Annotated in this window: 19 protein-coding genes and 1 rRNA gene; 10 read left to right on the top strand and 10 right to left on the bottom strand. The window is 57.8% G+C overall.

Annotation, left to right across the window (positions count from 1 at the left end):
• Positions 1-210: ribosomal RNA gene (locus F8N85_RS08235) — 16S ribosomal RNA — on the bottom strand; the annotation flags it as partial.
• A gap of 564 nt (positions 211-774) precedes the next feature.
• Entirely contained in the window at positions 775-1974 is a 1200-nt protein-coding gene (gene tyrS, locus F8N85_RS08225) for a tyrosine--tRNA ligase (protein WP_150803144.1), read from the bottom strand.
• A 211-nt stretch (positions 1975-2185) separates the two neighbouring features.
• Here tyrS and F8N85_RS08220 point away from each other — a divergent pair, with 211 nt between their 5' ends.
• Together F8N85_RS08220 and F8N85_RS08215 are read left to right on the top strand one after the other, a co-directional pair.
• Positions 2186-3619 (top strand): peptidoglycan DD-metalloendopeptidase family protein, encoded by a 1434-nt coding sequence (locus tag F8N85_RS08220; protein ID WP_150803143.1) that lies wholly within the window; start codon positions 2186-2188, stop codon positions 3617-3619.
• A gap of 3 nt (positions 3620-3622) precedes the next feature.
• Positions 3623-4714 (top strand): anhydro-N-acetylmuramic acid kinase, encoded by a 1092-nt coding sequence (locus tag F8N85_RS08215; RefSeq protein WP_150803142.1) that lies wholly within the window; start codon positions 3623-3625, stop codon positions 4712-4714.
• 75 nt (positions 4715-4789) lie between these two features.
• Here the strand turns inward: F8N85_RS08215 and erpA are convergent, their stop codons facing one another.
• A complete protein-coding gene (gene erpA, locus F8N85_RS08210; RefSeq protein ID WP_150640349.1) occupies positions 4790-5140 on the bottom strand; it encodes an iron-sulfur cluster insertion protein ErpA in 351 nt (116 codons plus the stop codon).
• Positions 5141-5308: 168 nt separating this feature from the next.
• The gene (gene argC / locus F8N85_RS08205) at positions 5309-6343 is read right to left on the bottom strand and encodes an N-acetyl-gamma-glutamyl-phosphate reductase (RefSeq protein ID WP_150803141.1); all 1035 of its coding nucleotides are present in this window, start codon (positions 6341-6343) and stop codon (positions 5309-5311) included.
• A gap of 135 nt (positions 6344-6478) precedes the next feature.
• On the opposite strand from argC, the gene hemJ reads away from it, so the two are divergent.
• From hemJ to coq7, 6 genes are all read left to right on the top strand, one after another.
• Positions 6479-6910, top strand: coding sequence for a protoporphyrinogen oxidase HemJ (gene hemJ, locus F8N85_RS08200; protein ID WP_150803140.1), 432 nt, complete (start codon positions 6479-6481; stop codon positions 6908-6910).
• Between the two features lie 33 nt (positions 6911-6943).
• Positions 6944-7912: an NAD(P)H-dependent flavin oxidoreductase gene (locus F8N85_RS08195; RefSeq protein ID WP_150803139.1), complete on the top strand. Its 969-nt coding sequence runs from the start codon at positions 6944-6946 to the stop codon at positions 7910-7912.
• Between the two features lie 83 nt (positions 7913-7995).
• Positions 7996-8895: a DUF805 domain-containing protein gene (locus tag F8N85_RS08190; protein WP_150803138.1), complete on the top strand. Its 900-nt coding sequence runs from the start codon at positions 7996-7998 to the stop codon at positions 8893-8895.
• Positions 8896-8957: 62 nt separating this feature from the next.
• Positions 8958-9746 carry an SDR family NAD(P)-dependent oxidoreductase gene (locus F8N85_RS08185; RefSeq protein WP_150803137.1) on the top strand — a complete coding sequence of 263 codons (789 nt, stop codon included), beginning with the start codon at positions 8958-8960 and terminating at the stop codon, positions 9744-9746.
• A 79-nt stretch (positions 9747-9825) separates the two neighbouring features.
• Positions 9826-10164, top strand: a complete 339-nt coding sequence (locus tag F8N85_RS08180; RefSeq protein WP_150803136.1) for a histidine triad nucleotide-binding protein — start codon at positions 9826-9828, stop codon at positions 10162-10164.
• 127 nt (positions 10165-10291) lie between these two features.
• Positions 10292-10939, top strand: coding sequence for a 2-polyprenyl-3-methyl-6-methoxy-1,4-benzoquinone monooxygenase (gene coq7, locus F8N85_RS08175; RefSeq protein ID WP_150803135.1), 648 nt, complete (start codon positions 10292-10294; stop codon positions 10937-10939).
• A 104-nt stretch (positions 10940-11043) separates the two neighbouring features.
• Here the strand turns inward: coq7 and speD are convergent, their stop codons facing one another.
• Both speD and F8N85_RS08165 read right to left on the bottom strand, forming a co-directional pair.
• Positions 11044-11838, bottom strand: a complete 795-nt coding sequence (gene speD, locus F8N85_RS08170; protein ID WP_150803134.1) for an adenosylmethionine decarboxylase — start codon at positions 11836-11838, stop codon at positions 11044-11046.
• A gap of 238 nt (positions 11839-12076) precedes the next feature.
• Positions 12077-12499: an OsmC family protein gene (locus tag F8N85_RS08165; protein ID WP_150803133.1), complete on the bottom strand. Its 423-nt coding sequence runs from the start codon at positions 12497-12499 to the stop codon at positions 12077-12079.
• A gap of 237 nt (positions 12500-12736) precedes the next feature.
• Here F8N85_RS08165 and crp point away from each other — a divergent pair, with 237 nt between their 5' ends.
• Positions 12737-13381 carry a cAMP-activated global transcriptional regulator CRP gene (gene crp, locus F8N85_RS08160; RefSeq protein ID WP_150803132.1) on the top strand — a complete coding sequence of 215 codons (645 nt, stop codon included), beginning with the start codon at positions 12737-12739 and terminating at the stop codon, positions 13379-13381.
• On the opposite strand, the gene F8N85_RS08155 is transcribed toward crp, so the two are convergent.
• The 4 genes from F8N85_RS08155 to F8N85_RS08140 form a co-directional block, all read right to left on the bottom strand.
• Positions 13378-14079 carry a biotin/lipoate A/B protein ligase family protein gene (locus F8N85_RS08155; RefSeq protein ID WP_150803131.1) on the bottom strand — a complete coding sequence of 234 codons (702 nt, stop codon included), beginning with the start codon at positions 14077-14079 and terminating at the stop codon, positions 13378-13380. The two genes, crp and F8N85_RS08155, sit on opposite strands and share 4 nt — an antisense overlap.
• Positions 14080-14147: 68 nt before the next feature.
• Positions 14148-14984 carry an indole-3-glycerol phosphate synthase TrpC gene (gene trpC / locus F8N85_RS08150; protein ID WP_150803130.1) on the bottom strand — a complete coding sequence of 279 codons (837 nt, stop codon included), beginning with the start codon at positions 14982-14984 and terminating at the stop codon, positions 14148-14150.
• Complete coding sequence (gene trpD / locus F8N85_RS08145; protein ID WP_150803129.1) at positions 14981-16030, bottom strand: anthranilate phosphoribosyltransferase; 1050 nt, start codon at positions 16028-16030, stop codon at positions 14981-14983. The genes trpC and trpD overlap by 4 nt, the downstream gene beginning before the upstream one ends.
• Before the next feature lie 9 nt (positions 16031-16039).
• Complete coding sequence (locus F8N85_RS08140) at positions 16040-16633, bottom strand: aminodeoxychorismate/anthranilate synthase component II (protein WP_150803128.1); 594 nt, start codon at positions 16631-16633, stop codon at positions 16040-16042.
• A gap of 409 nt (positions 16634-17042) precedes the next feature.
• Here F8N85_RS08140 and estP point away from each other — a divergent pair, with 409 nt between their 5' ends.
• Positions 17043-18950 (top strand): esterase EstP, encoded by a 1908-nt coding sequence (estP, locus tag F8N85_RS08135; protein ID WP_150803127.1) that lies wholly within the window; start codon positions 17043-17045, stop codon positions 18948-18950.

Raw genomic sequence — 18950 nt, 5'->3', positions numbered from 1 at the left:
GCCCGAAGGTCCCCTGCTTTCTCCCGTAGGACGTATGCGGTATTAGCGTCCGTTTCCGAACGTTATCCCCCACTACCAGGCAGATTCCTAGGCATTACTCACCCGTCCGCCGCTCGCCACCAGGTACAAGTACCCGTGCTGCCGCTCGACTTGCATGTGTTAGGCCTGCCGCCAGCGTTCAATCTGAGCCATGATCAAACTCTTCAGTTCAAACATCTTTGGGTTTTTAAGAAACCCTAAACTTGGCTCAGCAATCGTTGGTTACATCTTTGATTTCTCGCGGAGTAACTTGTGATGCTGATAATCTTGTTGACTATCAGTCTGACTCCACAAGCACCCACACGAATTGCTTGATTCAGTTGTTAAAGAGCGGTTGGTTAAGATCTTTCGTCTCAACCGAGGCGCGCATTCTACGCTTTCCTCTGCTGCTGTCAAGCGGTTATTTTCAGAAGTTTTCAAAGTTTCGCTTGGAAATCTTTAACAACTTCAACCACTTGGCGCTTCCGATCACTCGTTGGCGGGAGGCGAATTCTACAGCGTTACTCGCTGCTGTCAACACCTGTTTTACACCGCTTTCGACCGAGTGGATCGAACCGTTAATAGGGTCAAACAACACGACTCTATCAACTCCTTCTGGACTTCGATGAACTGAAGCAGCTCGCTGTCGAAAACTGCGTAACTCATTGTTTACCAAGGAGTTTTCCGTTTCGACTGCGCCGGAAGTGGGGCGAATTATAGACTTCCAGGATCTGCCGTCAAGCCCTAATTTCAGCCTTACTCCGATTTGAGCGTAATACGGGCAAATGCCTTCTTGCCGGCCTGGCATACGTGGGTCGCGCCCAGTGCATATATATAGGTGCGATCAACCACTTCACCATCTATACGCACGCCACCGGAGCCGAGAAGGTCGCGCGCCACTGCCGAGTTCTTCACCAGGCCTGCCTTATTAAGGACGGCGGCAATCGGCATATCTTCAGTCGCAGTCAATTCGATCTCCGGAAGATCATCCGGCAGCTCGCCATCCTTCATACGATTGCCAGCAGCACGATGAGCATTCGCTGCAGCCTCTTCACCATGGAAGCGCGCAACGATCTCTTCAGCCAGCTTGATTTTGATATCCCGCGGATTGGCGCCCGCTTCGACGTCAGCCTTGAAGACTGCGATCTCATCCATCGAGCGAAAGCTGAGCAACTCGAAGTAACGCCACATCAGCACATCCGGAATTGAAACCAGTTTGCCATACATGACACCCGGCGGTTCCTGAATCCCGACGTAGTTACCCAAGGACTTGGACATCTTCTTGACGCCATCCAGACCTTCCAGCAACGGCATGGTGAGAATGCACTGCGCCTCTTGCCCGTAAGCGCGCTGCAACTCACGCCCCATCAGCAGGTTGAACTTCTGATCGGTACCGCCCAGCTCGACGTCGGCACGTAGCGCTACCGAGTCATACCCCTGAACCAGCGGATAGAGGAACTCGTGGATGGCGATCGGCTGATTGGTCGAGTAGCGCTTGTTGAAATCGTCGCGCTCGAGCATCCGCGCTACGGTGTACTGCGAAGTGAGGCGAATGAAGTCCGCTGGCCCCATCTGATCCATCCAGGTGGAGTTGAACGCCACCTCGGTCCTGGCCGGATCGAGAATCTTGAATACCTGGGTCTTGTAGGTCTCGGCGTTCTCGAGAACCTGGTCACGAGTCAGCGGAGGACGCGTCACGCTCTTGCCGCTCGGATCACCGATCATGCCGGTGAAATCACCGATCAGGAAGATCACCTGATGCCCCAGATCCTGGAACTGGCGCAGCTTATTAATAAGCACGGTGTGACCCAGGTGCAAATCCGGCGCCGTCGGATCGAAACCAGCCTTAATACGTAGCGGTTGGCCACGCTTGAGCTTCTCGATCAGTTCGGACTCGACCAACACTTCTTCCGCACCACGTTTGATCAGCGCTAGCTGCTCTTCAACCGACTTCATAACAGACCCGCAAGGCTCAGATTCAAAGGGAGCCAACCATACAAGATCACGGACTAATTACAAGTTTTGCCCGGCGTACGGAGGCCATTCCACGAACGGGACGTTCGCGGGCTTGCTTCACAGACGATTTGGTTATATTTTATACAGTTATTTCATCTTCATCATGTCAGTCATCTTTTCCAATTCATCTTTCTCAAAGTCAAAATTACCTATGACCTCCAAACCGCCTAAAGCGCCACCGCTTTATCCGAAGACCCACCTGCTCGCCGCAAGTGGTATCGCCGCCTTACTCAGCCTGGCTCTCCTGGTATTTCCTTCCAGTGACGTAGAAGCCAAAAGAACGACTTTGAATCTCGACCTGGAACCCCCTGTCGAGCAACTGACACAAGTTCAAGACGCTGCAGAAGCCGAGCAAGCCACAAATGAAGTGGTTGCCCCCCCGTTTGCGCAAATCGAAGAGAGCCCTGAAGAAACGCCGCAAACCGCTCAAGCACAGCCCGTTCCAGTGGTCGTACCAGCGGTCGTAGCAGAGAAAAAAGGTCCCGAACACCGGGAAGTAATTGTTGCCAAAGGCGACACGCTTTCCACGCTGTTCGAGAAAGTCGGCCTGCCCTCGACTTCCGTGCATGAAATCCTCGCCAGCGACAAACAGGCCAAGCAATTCACTCAGCTCAAGCGCGGTCAGAAACTCGAATTCGAACTGGACGCTGATGGCCAGCTGAAAAACCTGCATAGCAAGGTCAGCGATCTCGAAAGCATCACCCTGACCAAAGGTTCCAATGGCTTTGCATTCAACCGCCTCACCTCCAAGCCAACGGTGCGCTCGGCCTATGTTCACGGCGTGATCAACAGCTCGCTCTCGCAGTCCGCGGCCCGCGCCGGTCTGTCTCATAGACTGACCATGGACATGGCCAGCGTATTTGGCTACGACGTCGACTTCGCCCAGGATATTCGCCCGGGTGACCAGTTCGATGTGATCTACGAGCAGAAGGTCGTCAACGGCAAGACCGTCGGCACCGGCCCTATCCTTTCCGCCCGTTTCGTCAACCGCGGCAAGACTTACACCGCCGTGCGTTACACCAACAAGCAAGGTACCAGCAGCTACTACACCGCGGAGGGCAACAGCATGCGCAAAGCCTTCATTCGCACGCCGGTAGACTTCGCCCGTATCAGCTCGCGCTTCTCCATGGGCCGCAAGCACCCGATCCTGAACAAGATCCGCGCCCACAAAGGCGTCGATTATGCTGCGCCACGCGGCACGCCGATCAAGGCGGCCGGTGATGGCAAAGTCCTGTTGGCCGGGCGCCGCGGCGGTTACGGCAACACCGTGATCATCCAGCACGGCAATACCTACCGCACGCTCTACGGCCACATGCAAGGCTTCGCCAAAGGCGTCAAGACCGGCGGTAGCGTGAAGCAGGGCCAGGTTATCGGCTACATCGGCACCACCGGGCTTTCCACGGGCCCACACTTGCACTATGAGTTCCAGGTCAATGGCGTGCACGTCGACCCTCTGGGCCAGAAGGTGGCCATGGCCGATCCGATAAGCAAAGCAGAGCGCGCGCGCTTCCAGCAACAGAGCCAGCCACTGATGGCGCGGATGGATCAGGAAAAAGCCACCACACTGGCTTCGAGCAAGCGCTAAGCCATGGCGCTCTATATAGGTGTGATGTCCGGGACCAGCCTTGATGGCCTGGATATCGCGCTGATCGAGCAAACACCGGCGATCAAGCTGATCGCCACGCATTACATCCCCATGCCTGAAACCCTGCGTGCCGAACTGCTTGGCTTGTGCGCCAGCGGCCCCGACGAGATCGCCCGCCCGGCCATCGCCCAACAGAACTGGGTGCAACTGGCCGCTCAGGGCATCCGCACCCTCCTCGACAAACACCATCTGAAACCTGAAGCGATTCGGGCTATCGGCAGCCACGGGCAAACCATCCGCCACGAGCCTTCACGGGGCTTCACGGTGCAGATTGGCAACCCGGCGCTGCTGACCGAACTGACCGGGATCACCGTCGTCAGCGATTTTCGCAGCCGTGACGTGGCCGCCGGCGGCCAGGGCGCGCCACTGGTTCCAGCCTTCCACGAGGCGCTGTTTGATCAGCGTGCAGGTCATCGAGCCGTGTTGAATGTTGGCGGGTTCAGCAATCTCAGCCTGATCGAGACTGGCAAGCCTGTCGCCGGCTTTGACTGCGGCCCCGGAAACGTTTTGCTGGACGCCTGGATTCACCTGCAGCGCGGCGACAACTTTGATCGCGACGGCCAATGGGCTGCCAGTGGCAAGGTGGAACCTGCGCTGTTGAAAACCTTGCTCAGCGATCCATTCTTCCTGACCAAAGGCCCGAAGAGCACCGGTCGTGAAGTGTTCAACCTGCAATGGTTGCAGCAACACCTGGCGGGTCTATCCCCACTGGCCGCTGAAAATGTACAGGCAACTCTGCTTGAGTTGACCGCCCTGACCATCGTCGAATCCTTGCGGGCCGCGCAAGGCGAAACGCAAGAGTTGCTGGTTTGCGGCGGTGGCGCCCACAACGTTGCGCTCATGAGCCGGCTCGCGGCCCTGCTGCCCAACACCACCGTCAGCAGCACTGCCGCTTATGGCGTCGATCCGGACTGGGTCGAGGCCATGGCCTTCGCCTGGCTGGCTCATTGCTGTCTGGAAGGCATTGCCGCCAATCGTCCGAGCGTCACTGGCGCTCGCGGCTTGCGAGTGCTGGGCGCCATCTACCCGGCCTGATCGGCAGACAGCAAAACGCCGCATGGCTCTGTACAAGCCATGCGGCGTCAAGTGAACCGGTACTGTGCTGTTCGATCAGATCGAGAACGAAGAACCGCAACCACAGGTCGTGCTGGCATTCGGGTTCTTGATCACGAAACGAGAGCCTTCCAGACCTTCCTGATAATCCACCTCGGCACCCGCCAGGTACTGGAAGCTCATCGGATCGACAACCAGGCTGACACCTTCGCGCTCGACAATGGTGTCGTCATCGGCCACATCTTCATCGAAGGTGAAGCCGTACTGAAAACCTGAACAACCGCCGCCCGTAACGAATACGCGCAGCTTCAAACGATCATTGCCCTCTTCATCGACCAGGCTCTTCACCTTGTGCGCGGCACCGTGGGTGAATTGCAAAGCCATGGGGGTGAAGGATTCGACGCTCATGCTGACTATCTCCCGGCGTTACGCCGCCATAATGCGTGATGACGCGCATTATCCCCTTCTCCTAGAAAAGCGGTCAACTATTGTTACGGTATATCAATCAAGCCGATTGCCAGCACAGCATGCAAAAAGGCCCGTTCAACGGGCCTTTTTGCCGAGCGGGATAAAGTCTTACGGCAGCATGCCGGCGTGGGACAGACCCAGACGCTCATCCAGGCCGAACAGGATGTTCATGTTCTGCACTGCCTGACCCGAAGCGCCCTTGACCAGGTTGTCGATCACCGACAACACCACCACCAGATCACCGTCTTGCGGACGATGCACGGCGATGCGGCAGACGTTGGCGCCACGCACGCTACGGGTTTCCGGGTGGCTACCGGCAGGCATGACGTCGACGAACGGTTCGTCGGCATAGCGCTTCTCAAACAGTGCCTGCAGATCTACCGAGCGATCCACGACGGTTGCATAAAGCGTCGAGTGAATGCCACGGATCATCGGGGTCAGGTGCGGGACGAAGGTCAGGCCGACCTCTTTACCCGCGGCGCGACGCAGTCCCTGGCGAATCTCGGGCAGATGACGATGCCCTTTGACCGCGTAGGCCTTCATGCTTTCGGAGGTTTCGGCGTACAACGACCCCACACTGGCACCACGACCGGCGCCGCTGACGCCCGACTTGCAGTCAGCGATCAAACGCGTGGTATCGGCCAGCCCGGCCTCGAGCAACGGCAGGAAGCCCAGTTGCGTGGCGGTTGGATAGCAGCCTGGCACCGCGATCAGCCGCGCCTGCCTGATCTGTTCACGATTGACTTCCGGCAGCCCATAAACGGCTTCTTCCAGCAGTTGCGGCGCGCCATGTGGCTGACCATACCACTTGGCCCATTCATCGGCGTCCTGCAAACGGAAGTCTGCCGAGAGGTCGATAACCTTGGTCCCCGCAGCCAGCAATTCGCCGGCCAGGGCATGAGCAACGCCGTGGGGCGTAGCGAAAAACACCACGTCGCAGGCAGCCAGGGTTTTGATGTCCGGAACGCTGAAGGCCAGGCCGTCGTAATGGCCTCGCAGGTTCGGGTACATGTCGGCAACGGCCAGGCCTGCCTCGGATCGTGAAGTAATGACCACCACTTCAGCCTGCGGATGCTGTGCCAACAGACGCAGCAATTCGACACCGGTGTAACCCGTGCCGCCGACGATACCGACCTTGACCATATACCTGCCCTCAACGAACCCACTGGAAAGCCATCGATAATAGGGGCCGCAACGCTCTGCGACAACCGCCAAGGTGACGTGCGGACCCTCAAGCCTCTACTATTCGGGCTACCGTGAACCTGGGAATAACCAAAAATGCTTCTTCTGTGGCTCAAAGCCTTTCATATCGTCAGTCTGGTCTGCTGGTTTGCCGGCCTGTTCTATCTTCCGCGCCTGTTCGTTTATCACGCGCAAAGCGAGGACAGCATCAGCAAGGAGCGCTTCAGCCTCATGGAGCGCAAGCTGTACCGGGGCATCATGCTCCCGGCGATGATCGCGACCCTGGCCTTCGGGATCTGGCTGATCGCGCTCAATCCGAGCGCCTACTTCGGCCAGGGCGGCTGGATGCACGCCAAGCTGACCCTGGTGGTGATCCTGATCGGTTACCACCACATGTGCGGAGCACAGGTAAAACGTTTTGCCCGTGGCGAAAACACCCGCAGCCATGTCTTTTATCGCTGGTTCAATGAGGTGCCGGTTCTGATATTGCTGGCTATTGTAATTTTGGTCGTTGTACGACCGTTCTAATCAAACTAGTCGCAACTATTTGGGGTACTTCCAATGTCGCTGCCCGCTCTGCTCGAACACAGTTTGCGTCTGCCCGTAGTGGCAGCGCCGATGTTCCTGATTTCCAATCCGCAGCTGGTCCTGGCGTGTTGCCGTAACGGCGTGGTGGGGAGCTTTCCTGCTCTCAACCAGCGTGAAAGCAGCGGTTTCAAGGCCTGGCTGGAGGAAATCGAAGCCGGGCTGGCAGAACTGGAGAATCCAGCGCCTTATGCGGTGAACCTGATCGTCCACAATAGCAACCCGCGCCTGGAAGCAGACCTGGCGATCTGTATCGAACACAAAGTGCCGATTGTTATCACCAGCCTGGGCGCGGTGAAAGAGCTCGTCGATGCGGTACACAGCTATGGCGGATTGGTGTTTCACGACGTCACCACCCGGCGCCACGCTGAAAAAGCCGCTGAAGCGGGGGTCGACGGGCTGATTGCGGTCGCCGCCGGCGCGGGTGGGCATGCCGGAACCTGGAGTCCGTTCTCTCTGATTGCTGAAATCCGCCAGTTTTTTGATAAAACGCTGTTGCTGGCCGGCTGTTTGAACCATGGCCACGAAATTCTTGCCGCACAATTGCTCGGCGCGGATCTGGCGTACTTCGGGACACGTTTTATCGGCACCAGCGAAAGCCATGCACCCGAGGCCTATAAAGAGATGCTGCTGAGCTCCAAGGCCGCCGACATCATTCATACCCCCGCCGTGTCTGGCGTCCCCGCAAGCTTCATGCGACAGAGCCTGGTCAATGCCGGTTTCGATCTAGCCGCGCTGCAGGGCAAGGGCGAAGTCAACTTCGGCTCGAAACTCAAGCCCCTCAAAGACGAAGCCAAAGCCTGGAAAACCGTATGGTCGGCAGGCCAGGGTGTAGGCGAAATCGATGACCTGCCAAGTGTCGATCAATTGGTAGCACGGCTGGACGCCGAATACCGCGGTGCGCAAGCGCTGGCTGCGCAATTGCCAAAGCGCTGGCCGCGCTGACAACCTTGGGTGTTTTTGGCCAGACGCTCGCGACGGGCCTTGAACTCCACCCCCACCTATTGCACCTGACAAGGATGCCCTGAATGAGTGAAAACCGTTTCAAGATCGTATTCGACGGGGCCCTGCTACCCGGCGTCGAGATCACCACGGCAAAGCTCAATCTCGCCGAGCTGTTCAAAAGCGATGTGACGGCCATTGAGCGGCTGTTCAGCGGAAAACCCGTCGCCTTGAAGCACGACTTGTCCCGCGCGGATGCGCAAACTTACCTTGATGCACTGTCGAAGACCGGCATCGACGCTCGAATCGAAGCCGAGCTGCCCATCGAGCCCAGCCTCGCCGAGGCTCATCAGCCTTCTACCGCCAGCGCATCATCTTTCAGTGATTCCGCATCTCCCTACAGCCCTCCCCGCGCAGCGGTCGGTGAACCCGCTCCAGAGTTTTGCGAACTGAAAGTGTTCAGTGTCCAAGGACGCATCGGGCGCCTGAGGTTTCTGGCCTGGACATTGGTGTCGCTCATGGCCGCAACCACTGTCGCAGCAGCCATTACCCTGAGTTTGTTCTCTGGCGAGCACTTCATGCTGGGGGGCCTGCTGGGTATCGTTGCGCTACTGGCCTACCTCTATGTGAATATCACCATTACCGTCCAGCGCCTCCACGACCTTGGCTGGTCAGGCTGGTTATGGTTCCTCAACCTGGTGCCGCTGGTGGGGAGCGTATTCCCGATTCTGATAACGGTCATGCCAGGTAATACCGGCGCCAATCGCTATGGCGCACCGCCGCCGCCAAACAGCACCGCAGTCAAAATGCTGTCTGCACTGTGGTTGGTGTTGCTTGCCGTGCTGATCATCGGCGCACTCGCCGGCGGCCTCAACACCCTCACGCAGGAGTACCAGAGCAGCTCGATGAGTTCCTATGAAAGCGTCGAACCCGAGACAGAAACAGCCGAACCCGCTCAGCCACCTGTAGACTCTGCGCAAGAATGAAAAGCGCTGCGCACCTGTGAGACGTTCGTCCCAGACGCGCAGCCGTTGCGATGGAGAACTGCATGACCCGTTACGCTCTGATCACTGGCGCTTCCAGCGGCATTGGCCTGGCCCTGGCCGAAGCACTGGCAAGGCGCGGCCGCAGCCTGATTCTGGTGGCGCGCCAACGTGATCAGTTGGAAAGCATTGCAATTGAACTGACCCAGCGCTTTGGCGTGGAAGTGTTGTTCCGCGCCTGCGACCTTGGCGAACCGCTGCGTCTCTCCGGTTTTCTGCTGGAGCTCGAGGAAGGTGACCGGCAAATTGATCTGCTGGTCAATTGCGCCGGCATGGGCACTTGCGGCCCGTTTCTGGCCCAGGACTGGATGACCGAACAAGACCTGATTGAAGTGAATATTCTGGCCCTCACCCGTTTGTGTCATGCCGTTGGCAACAGCATGGCCTTGCAGGGCGGCGGTCAAATCCTGAATGTCGCCTCAGTCGCGGCCTTCCATCCTGGCCCCTGGATGAGCACTTACTACGCCAGCAAAGCCTACGTGCTGCATTTCTCCGAAGGCTTGCGCGAAGAACTGAAAAAATGCGCAGTCAAGGTCTCGGTATTGTGCCCCGGGCCGACGCGCACGGCGTTCTTTCGCACTGCCCAGCTCGACGCCAGCAAGTTGGAAAACAGCAAGCTGCTGATGAGCCCGGAAGAAGTCGCGCTCTACACTGTGCGCGCGCTGGAGAAGAACCGCGCAATTATCATTCCCGGTCGACGCAACCGCTGGCGCGCCTTCATTCCGCGTCTTGGCTCGCGCTGGCTGAACCGAAAAATCGCCGGCGCGATCAACAAGACTTACTGCCCGTATTAAATTGCAACCATGCAAAGGCTGGGCGCAGGCCGGTCGCCTGAGTACACTCAGTCCGGACCAACACAACGGAGAAACAGCTGTGGATACTCTGTTCACCAAGATCATCAACAGAGAAATACCCGCGAAGATCATCTACGAGGATGACCAGATACTGGCCTTCCACGATATTGCACCCCAGGCACCGGTGCATTTTCTGGTGATCCCGAAGAAACCCGTCCGTACCCTTAACGACCTTACCGAAGACGACAGGGCGCTGGCCGGACATATGCTGTTCACCGCCCAGCGGCTTGCCAACGAGCTTGGCTGCGAACAAGGTTTTCGTGTAGTCATGAATTGCAATGAACTGGGTGGGCAGACCGTCTATCACATTCATATGCACGTACTCGGTCAGCGTCAGATGCACTGGCCTCCGGGCTGATTGCTCTGATACAGACCTTGGAGCACACCCTTCGCAACGTTCATGGTGAAGGGTGCGCTGATCCAGCGCAGGCTTCGCCGCATCGATTCGGGTAAACTGGCCGCCGTGATTCTTCCCGGAGGTAAGCATGACTACCCAACGTCACTACTCGCCGATCGACCGCCTGCTGTTGCAAGCCGATACCGCGATGCGCACCCTGCTGCCCTTCAGCGGCCAGCCTTATCGCCCGTCGCCGGCTATCGTAAAGCCGGACGCGCAGATGAGCGACGAGGACACCCGGCACGTTGCCGGTCTGATGCGCATCAACCATACCGGTGAGGTCTGTGCCCAGGCGCTGTACCAGGGCCAGGCCCTGACCGCCAAGCTGCCGCACGTGCGCGCCGCCATGGAGCATGCCGCCGAAGAAGAGATCGATCACTTGGTCTGGTGCGAACAACGTATCCGTCAATTGGGCAGTCATACCAGCCTGTTGAACCCGTTGTTCTACGGCATGTCGTTCGGCATTGGCGCGGTTGCCGGGCTGATCAGCGACAAAGTCAGCCTGGGCTTCGTGGCAGCGACTGAACATCAGGTCTGCAAGCATTTGAATGAACACCTTGAACAATTGCCGGCCGAAGACGAGAAATCCCGGGCGATTCTCGAGCAGATGCGCATCGATGAAGAGCAGCACGCCGAAAGCGCGCTGGATGCCGGTGGTTTCCGGTTTCCCGCACCGGTCAAGTTCGGTATGAGTCTGATGGCCAAGGTGATGACCAAGAGTACCTATCGGATCTGATAGTTGCATCGTTCTATAGGGACCTCATCGCGAGCACATCAGACAAACAGAAATGAAAAAGGCGACTACTCGAAGGTAGCCGCCTTTTTTTGTACTCGCTGATCTCAGCTCGGCATGTTGCGCGCGTAGAAGATCTCCAGCATTTCGTGCTTCACCCGCTCAGTGACATGAGCGCGCTGTTCAGCCGACAAGTTGCTGGTGGCGTCACCGAACAGGTAGTTATCCAGTTCGAAGTGCTTGAGCAGCATCTTGGTGTGGAACAGGTTTTCCTGGTACACGTTCACGTCGGTCATCTGGTAACCGTCGCGGGTGTCCTCGGAGAGGTAGTTCTGGATCGAGTTGATCTCGTGGTCGATGAAGTGCTTTTTGCCTTCGACATCCCGAGTGAAACCACGCACACGGTAATCCACGGTGACGATGTCCGACTCGAACTGGTGGATCAGGTAGTTGAGTGCTTTAAGCGGCGAAATGACCCCGCAAGTCGACACGTCGATGTCCACACGGAAGGTCGCGATACCGTCCACCGGATGGATTTCCGGGTAGGTATGCACTGTGATGTGGCTCTTGTCGAGGTGTGCCAGGATGGTCTCGGGCAGCGGCCCCGGCGACTCTTCGATCTGGCTTTCGGTAGGCGTCACCGGCTGCTCGGAGATCAGAATGGTCACGCTGGCACCTTGGGGATCGTAGTCCTGACGGGCGATGTTCAGGATGTTGGCACCAATGATGTCGACAACTTCTGTGAGGATCTGCGTGAGACGTTCGGCGTCGTAGACCTGGTTGATGTACTCAACGTAAGCCTGTTGGTCCTGCGGGGTTTCCGCATAGCAGATGTCATAGATGTTGAAGCTCAAGGTCTTTGTCAGGTTATTGAACCCATGGAGCTTGAGTTTGCTTTTCACCGTTTAAAAACTCTCTATATTTGCGGCCCGGCCGCGTGATCAAGCATGCCCGTCAAATGCGAACGACGCACCTGCGTAGGACGGTTAACACCTCTTCGCGATGGCGATTTTGGTTGTCTGTTCGGGTTCGTGACCTGCCTTGAAAGCGATCACTACCCTGAAAAAAGTGGCGCATTATGCAGACCTGAACCAATGATCGAAAGAGTCTGCACTGCAATTATGATAGTTGAATGTCGATTCAACCGAGTTCGACGATTTCGTAGTCGTGGGTAATGGCCACGCCGGCCGCACCGAGCATGATCGACGCCGAGCAATACTTCTCTGCGGACAGCTCGATCGCGCGTTTAACCTGAGCTTCTTTCAGCGCTCGGCCCTTGACCACGAAGTGCATATGGATTTTGGTAAAGACCTTCGGATCTTCAGTCGCACGCTCGGCTTCGAGAAAGGCCTCACAGCTTTCCACCGCCTGACGGGACTTCTTCAGAATGCTGACCACATCGAAATTACTGCAGCCGCCCACACCGAGCAGGAGCATTTCCATGGGCCGCACACCCAGGTTGCGGCCACCGCTTTCTGGCGGGCCATCCATGACCACTACGTGACCGCTACCGGATTCACCGAGGAACATGGCTTCACCAGCCCATTGGATGCGTGCCTTCATCACCAAGACTCCACTGCTAAAAAAAGGGTCGCCAGCTTAGCACAGGCCCCTGAAAGGACAGCGTTTTGCCAGCTGATGAGGGGCTGCCATGCCTGATAAATAAATTCTCAAATCTCTACAGAATGTGTCTGTTAAGCTGGCGCCAAATCACTGGCGCATGGCCCATTGTTCACAGCGCCCTCGCCCCATAAAAAATCCAGACGACACCACACTGCGCAGTCTTTTCGGGATACAACCATGGTTGCTATTACCCCCATACCCAAGATCAAGAACCTCGACAAGCTGTTGATGCACTGTCAGCGTCGACGCTACCTGGCCAAGAGCAACATTATTTGTGCCGGCGATCGTTCGGATACGCTGTTTTTCATCATCAAAGGCTCGGTCACCATCCTGATCGAGGACGACGACGGCCGGGAAATGATCATTGCTTACCTCAACTCCGGCGATTTCTTCGGCGAGCTGGGCGTGTTTGAACAAGCCGGCCACGAACAACAGCGCAGTGCCTGGGTGCGGGCCAAGATCGAATGTGACGTGGCGGAGATCAGTTACAGCAAGTTCCGCGAACTGTCCCAGCAAGACCCGGATATTCTCTACGCACTCAGCGGCCAGATCGCCCAGCGTCTGCGCGACACCACGCGCAAGGTCGGCGATCTGGCGTTTTTCGACGTCACCGGCCGGGTAGCCCGTTGCCTGCTGGAGCTGTGCAAGCAACCGGATGCCATGACCCACCCGGACGGTATGCAGATCAAGGTGACCCGTCAGGAAATCGGCCGGATCGTCGGCTGTTCTCGAGAGATGGTCGGACGCGTGCTCAAGGATCTGGAAGAACGCAACCTGGTGAACGTCAAAGGCAAAACCATGGTGGTGTTCGGCACCCGTTAGGGAGCCATCACCGCTGCCAGCATCTGCCGATACAAACTGTCCAAACGCTCGATGGCATCTGCAGCGGCAAATTTCTCATGCAAGGCGATGTGGCTCTCGGCACGAACCCGCTGCTCCAGACCACAGACCTGATTGAAGCGATTGACCGCCGCGACCATCGATTCACGCTCGTCGTCCAGCAATAGCGCGCCATGCACCAGCCCCACCGGGCGCTGGCCACCCTTGCTCTGGCGCCAGCGCTGGGCGGTGCCGACCATTTTTCGGCCATCGAGGTTGACGTTGAAGCGACCGTCGCAGAACGCGCCCTCTATCTCTCCCAACGAAGCATTGCCACCGAGCTCGGTGAGCAGTTCGCAGATCGGATCGCACAGACGCCGATAGGCAGTTTCGATCCGCCCCTGGTCGCCTTCACTGCGTGGTGGCGCATAGACCAGCGCAATGTTGATGGTCGCCGCAGACTGCGGCACCGGCTCACCGCCCGTTTCACGCAACAGGACTGGCCAACCGCTGGTGGCCGACGCCTGGCTGGCTGCCTCGAAACCCGGCAAGCGGCTTAAACGCCTGGGCATGACCAGCGCTCGGTCACTCGGCTGCCAGAACAACAGGCCGAACTCTTGTTCTCCCGCGCAAACGGCGGTCAGCAAGTCTTGTTCGGCGCGTAGGCCAGCTTCGACGGTCAAGGCAATGGGCTGAGTCATGGCAGTACGAATCCTTTTGCGATGGCTATAAAAAAGCCGGCATCGCCGGCTTCTTCATTAAATCAGGTTCAATCGAGGGTGGAGACGCTCACTGGCACACCGCGCTCCGGAAAGAACAACCGCTGCAGCTCCGCACCAGGGCTCTCGGCGCGCATGAACGCCTCGCCGACCAGGAACGAATACACCTCGCTGATTTCCATCAGCTCGACATCGGCTCGGTTGAGAATGCCACTCTCGGTGATCACCAGGCGATCACGGGGGATGCGCGGCAACAGGTCGAGCGTGGTTTCCAGGTTGACCTCGAAGGTATGCAGGTTGCGATTGTTAACGCCGACCAATGGCGTGTCGAGGACTTTCAAGGCCCGCTCCAGCTCGTCACCGTCGTGCACTTCAACCAGCACATCAAGACCTACGCTTTTCGCCACGGCGGCCAGCTCGGCCATTTTCACGTCGTCCAGCGCGGACACGATCAACAGCACGCAATCGGCACCCAGTGCCCGGGCTTCAATGATCTGATAAGGATCGACCATGAAATCCTTGCGGATCACCGGCAGTTTGCACGCTGCTCGCGCCTGTTGCAGGTAAGCATCGGCGCCCTGGAAGTAATCGATATCGGTCAGCACCGACAGGCAGGTCGCCCCACCGTTCTCATAGCTCCTGGCAATGTCTGCCGGAACAAAGTTTTCGCGGATCACGCCTTTGCTTGGCGAGGCCTTTTTAATCTCGGCAATCACCGCCGGCTGCTTGAGTCTGGCCTGTTTGATCAGTGCCTCGGCGAAGCCCCGCGGCGCATCGGCCAATGCCGCCAGCCGCTGCAATTCAGCCAGGCTCACCCGGGCGCTGCGCTCGGCCACTTCCTCGGCCTTGCGCGCAAGAATCTTTTCCAGAACCGTTGGAACACTCATCCTTCATTCTCCACCTTGAATATCGCGGTAAACGCGCCCAACTCCTCGAGTTTCTCCCGAGCCAGGCCGGTATGCAGCGCATCGTGAGCCAGGGCAACGCCTTCTTTGAGACTGCTTGCAAGATCAGCGGCATACAACGCCGCGCCAGCATTCAGCACGATCATTTCCGCCGCTTTCTGGCCGTACTCGGTTTTACGACGCCCCAAGGCATCGCGAATCAACTCAAGGGATGCCGCCGGGCTTTCGACCACCAGGCCGAACAGGCTCTGACTCTTTATACCGAGATCTTCAGGCTGAACCCAGTACTCGGTTATTTCGTCATCTTTCAGCTCCGCGACGAAGGTCGGAGCCGCGAGGCTGAATTCATCCAGACCATCCTGGGAATGCACGACCAGCACATGCTTGCTGCCCAAACGTTGCAGGACTTCGGCCAACGGACGGCACAACGCCTGGGTGAACACGCCCACCACCTGATGTTTCACGCCGGCCGGATTCGTAAGCGGGCCAAGCATATTGAACAGCGTGCGCAAGCCCAGCTCGCGGCGCGGCCCGGCGGCATACTTCATCGCACTGTGATGGGACTGAGCGAACATGAAGCCAATGCCGACGTTATCAATGCAACGGGCGACCTGAACCGGCGTCAGGTTCAAATAGATGCCGGCCGCCTCCAGCAAATCGGCACTGCCGCTTTTACCGGAAACCGCACGATTGCCATGCTTGGCCACGGTGCAACCGGCCGCGGCGGCCACAAACGAGGCCGCTGTCGACACGTTGAAAATATTCGCACCGTCACCGCCGGTGCCGACCACATCGACTACGCCGTGGAGGGTTTTCAGTTCGACTTTATCCGCCAGCTCACGCATGACCGAAACCGCACCGACGATTTCGTCGATGCTTTCGCTTTTCATGCGCATGGCCATCATGAAGGCACCGACCTGCGCTTCAGTGCATTGCCCGGTCATGATTTCGCGCATGACATCGCGCATCTCATCAGTACTCAGGTCCAAGTGGCCGACGATACGGCTCAGGGCAGTCTTGATATCCATGGAAAGTCCTTAGCGCGTGCCGCCGCTCTGTTTGAGGAAGTTGGCGAACAGCTCGTGGCCCTGCTCGGTGAGGATCGACTCGGGGTGAAACTGCACACCTTCGATGTTCAGCGTTTTGTGACGAAGCCCCATGATCTCGTCAATGGAGCCATCTTCAAGTTGGGTCCAGGCCGTCAGTTCCAGACATTCGGGCAGGGTTTCGCGCTTGACGATCAGCGAGTGATACCGCGTGACCGTCAACGGATGGTTCAAGCCTGCGAACACGCCCTTGTCCTCGTGGAATACCGGGCTAGTCTTACCGTGCATGACTTGACGGGCGCGTACCACGTCGCCGCCAAATGCCTGGCCGATAGATTGATGACCGAGGCATACACCAAGAATAGGCAACTTGCCGGCAAAGTGCTTGATGACCTCCAGGGACACACCGGCTTCAGTCGGGGTGCACGGACCTGGGGAAACGACGATGCGTTCAGGCTTCAGGGCTTCGATTTCGGCAATGGTCAGTTCATCGTTGCGCACCACCTTAACCTCCGAGCCCAGCTCGCCGAGGTACTGCACAACGTTATAAGTAAAAGAGTCGTAGTTATCGATCATCAGCAACATGGGTTACAACCTCTTGAATTCACTGATTTCTAATACGGCCTTCAGATGACTTACCCGCAGCGTCTTGCGCTCTGTCAATCGCTGGACTCGAGCCAGCACACGCGATATTTCACTGGGGTAAAGAAGGCAAATCGGTACGGGTCCGGGCGGGCCGGCAGAGAAATGTCAGGCGCGCCAACGCCAACGGCCGTGGGCCTTGACTACTCGCATCAAGAGTTTGCTGACGATCAACACGGGGAAGGATCTCATTTATAGATCCCGGCACAGTAACTTAGCTGAGCATAGGGTGCAATATGGCGCCGCCCTTGCCTGAGCAAAGAACTGATGAGGCCATTAGCCATAGCTAAAGCTTAAAAGTTTTTGGTACTGTCGTTTTGTTCACTACAACAATAAATAAACGGACTTGCCCATGATCAAACAGACGTTGTTCGTACCGCTCGCAGGCGCCCTTCTCTCCCTGGCCTGTGCCCAGGCGATAGCCGCCCCCTCCCCTTACTCAAACTTTGTGGTGTTTGGCGACAGCCTGAACGATGCCGGACAGTTCTCTGATCCGGGCGGCCCCGCCGGTGCAACGCAACGTTTTACCAACCGTACCGGTCCGCTCTATCTGGACGGCAGCGGTGAAATCCGCTCCGCCAATTCGACCCAATTGCTGGGCGCAAAACTCGGGTTTTCGCCGAACCAGGTGGCCGCCTCGACCTCGGCAGCTCGTGCCAGCCAAGGCCTTCCGGATGGTAACAACTGGGCGGTGGGCGGCTACCGTACCGATGAGATCCTCGACTCGATTACCACCGAATCCGACACTGGCGAACGCAGTCGTCCGGGTTATCTGGTAGCGAATGACTTCCGCGCCGATCCCAGGGCGCTGTATTACCTTTCCGGTGGCGGCAACGATTTTCTGCAAGGACGGATTCTCAACGTCGACCAGGCCAACGCGGCAGCCGACCGACTGGTCGACAGCGTCCAGGTCCTGCAGCAGGCAGGCGCCAACTATATCGTGGTCTGGTTGCTTCCCGACCTGGGCCTGACACCAGCCCTCAATGGCGGACCAGCGCAGGCAATCGGCACCCGGCTCAGCGAAGCGTTCAACCAGCAACTGGTCACGCAACTGGCTCAGGTCAAGGCCGAAGTCATCCCGCTTAACATTCCATTGCTGTTGAAGGACACCTTTGCCGACCCCGCCCGATTTGGCCTGGCCGCGGACCAGAACCTCACTGCCACCTGCTTCAGCGGCAACGGTTGCACGGAAAACGCCACTTACGGGATCAACAGTGCCAACCCCGATCCGACCAAGCTGATTTACAACGACTCGGTTCACCCCACCGAGGCCGGCCAGCGACTGGTCGCGGACTACGCCTACTCTCTACTGGCTGCTCCATGGGAAATAACCCTGCTGCCAGAAATGGCTCAAGGCACCCTGCGCGCCCATCAGGATGAATTGCGCAGCCAATGGCTGAGCGACTGGGAAAACTGGCAAGGTGTCGGCCAATGGCGAGCCATTGTTGCGGGCGGCGGTCAACACCTGGATATCGACGATCAGAACAGTTCCGCCAGTGCCGATGGTACCGGCTATAACCTGACGGTCGGCGGCAGCTACCGGCTTACCGATGCATGGCGCGTGGGTGTCGCAACGGGGTTCTACCGTCAGGACCTTGAAGCAGGAGATCGCGATTCGGACTACAAGCTCAACAGCTATCTGGGCACCGCGTTCGCCCAGTACCAACAGAATAGCTGGTGGGCTGATGCGGCGCTGACCGGCGGCCATCTGGACTATGACAACCTCAAACGCAAGTTCGCCCTGGGTGTCAGTGAAGGCGCCGAGAAAGGCGATACCGATGGTGATCTCTGGGCCTTCAGTACCCGTTTGGGTTATGACATCGCGCAACCAGGCAGCGAATGGCATTTGTCGCCTTTTATCAGCGCCGATTACGCGAGGGTTGAAGTCGACGGTTATTCCGAGAAAGGCGCCAATGCCACTTCGCTGACCTATGACGACCAGACGCGCACCTCCAAACGCCTCGGCGCTGGTTTGCAGGGTAAATACCAGATCACCCGGCAAACCCAGGTATTCGGCGAATATGCTCACGAACGTGAGTTTGAAGACGACACCCAGCACCTGAACATCGCGCTCAACAGTCTGCCTGATAACGATTTCACCCTGGAGGGCTATACCCCGCAGAGCCATCTGAACCGCGTGAGCCTGGGGGTTAGCCATAAGCTGACCGCCGACCTGGCATTACGCGGCGGTTATAGCTTTCGCAAGGACGATGACTTTACCCAACAGGGCGTGAGCCTTGGGGTCAGCCTGGACTTCTAG

This window comes from Pseudomonas fluorescens (genome assembly GCF_902497875.1).
Lineage (GTDB): Bacteria > Pseudomonadota > Gammaproteobacteria > Pseudomonadales > Pseudomonadaceae > Aquipseudomonas > Aquipseudomonas fluorescens_BR.
This window is presented reverse-complemented; position numbering and strand designations above follow the sequence as displayed.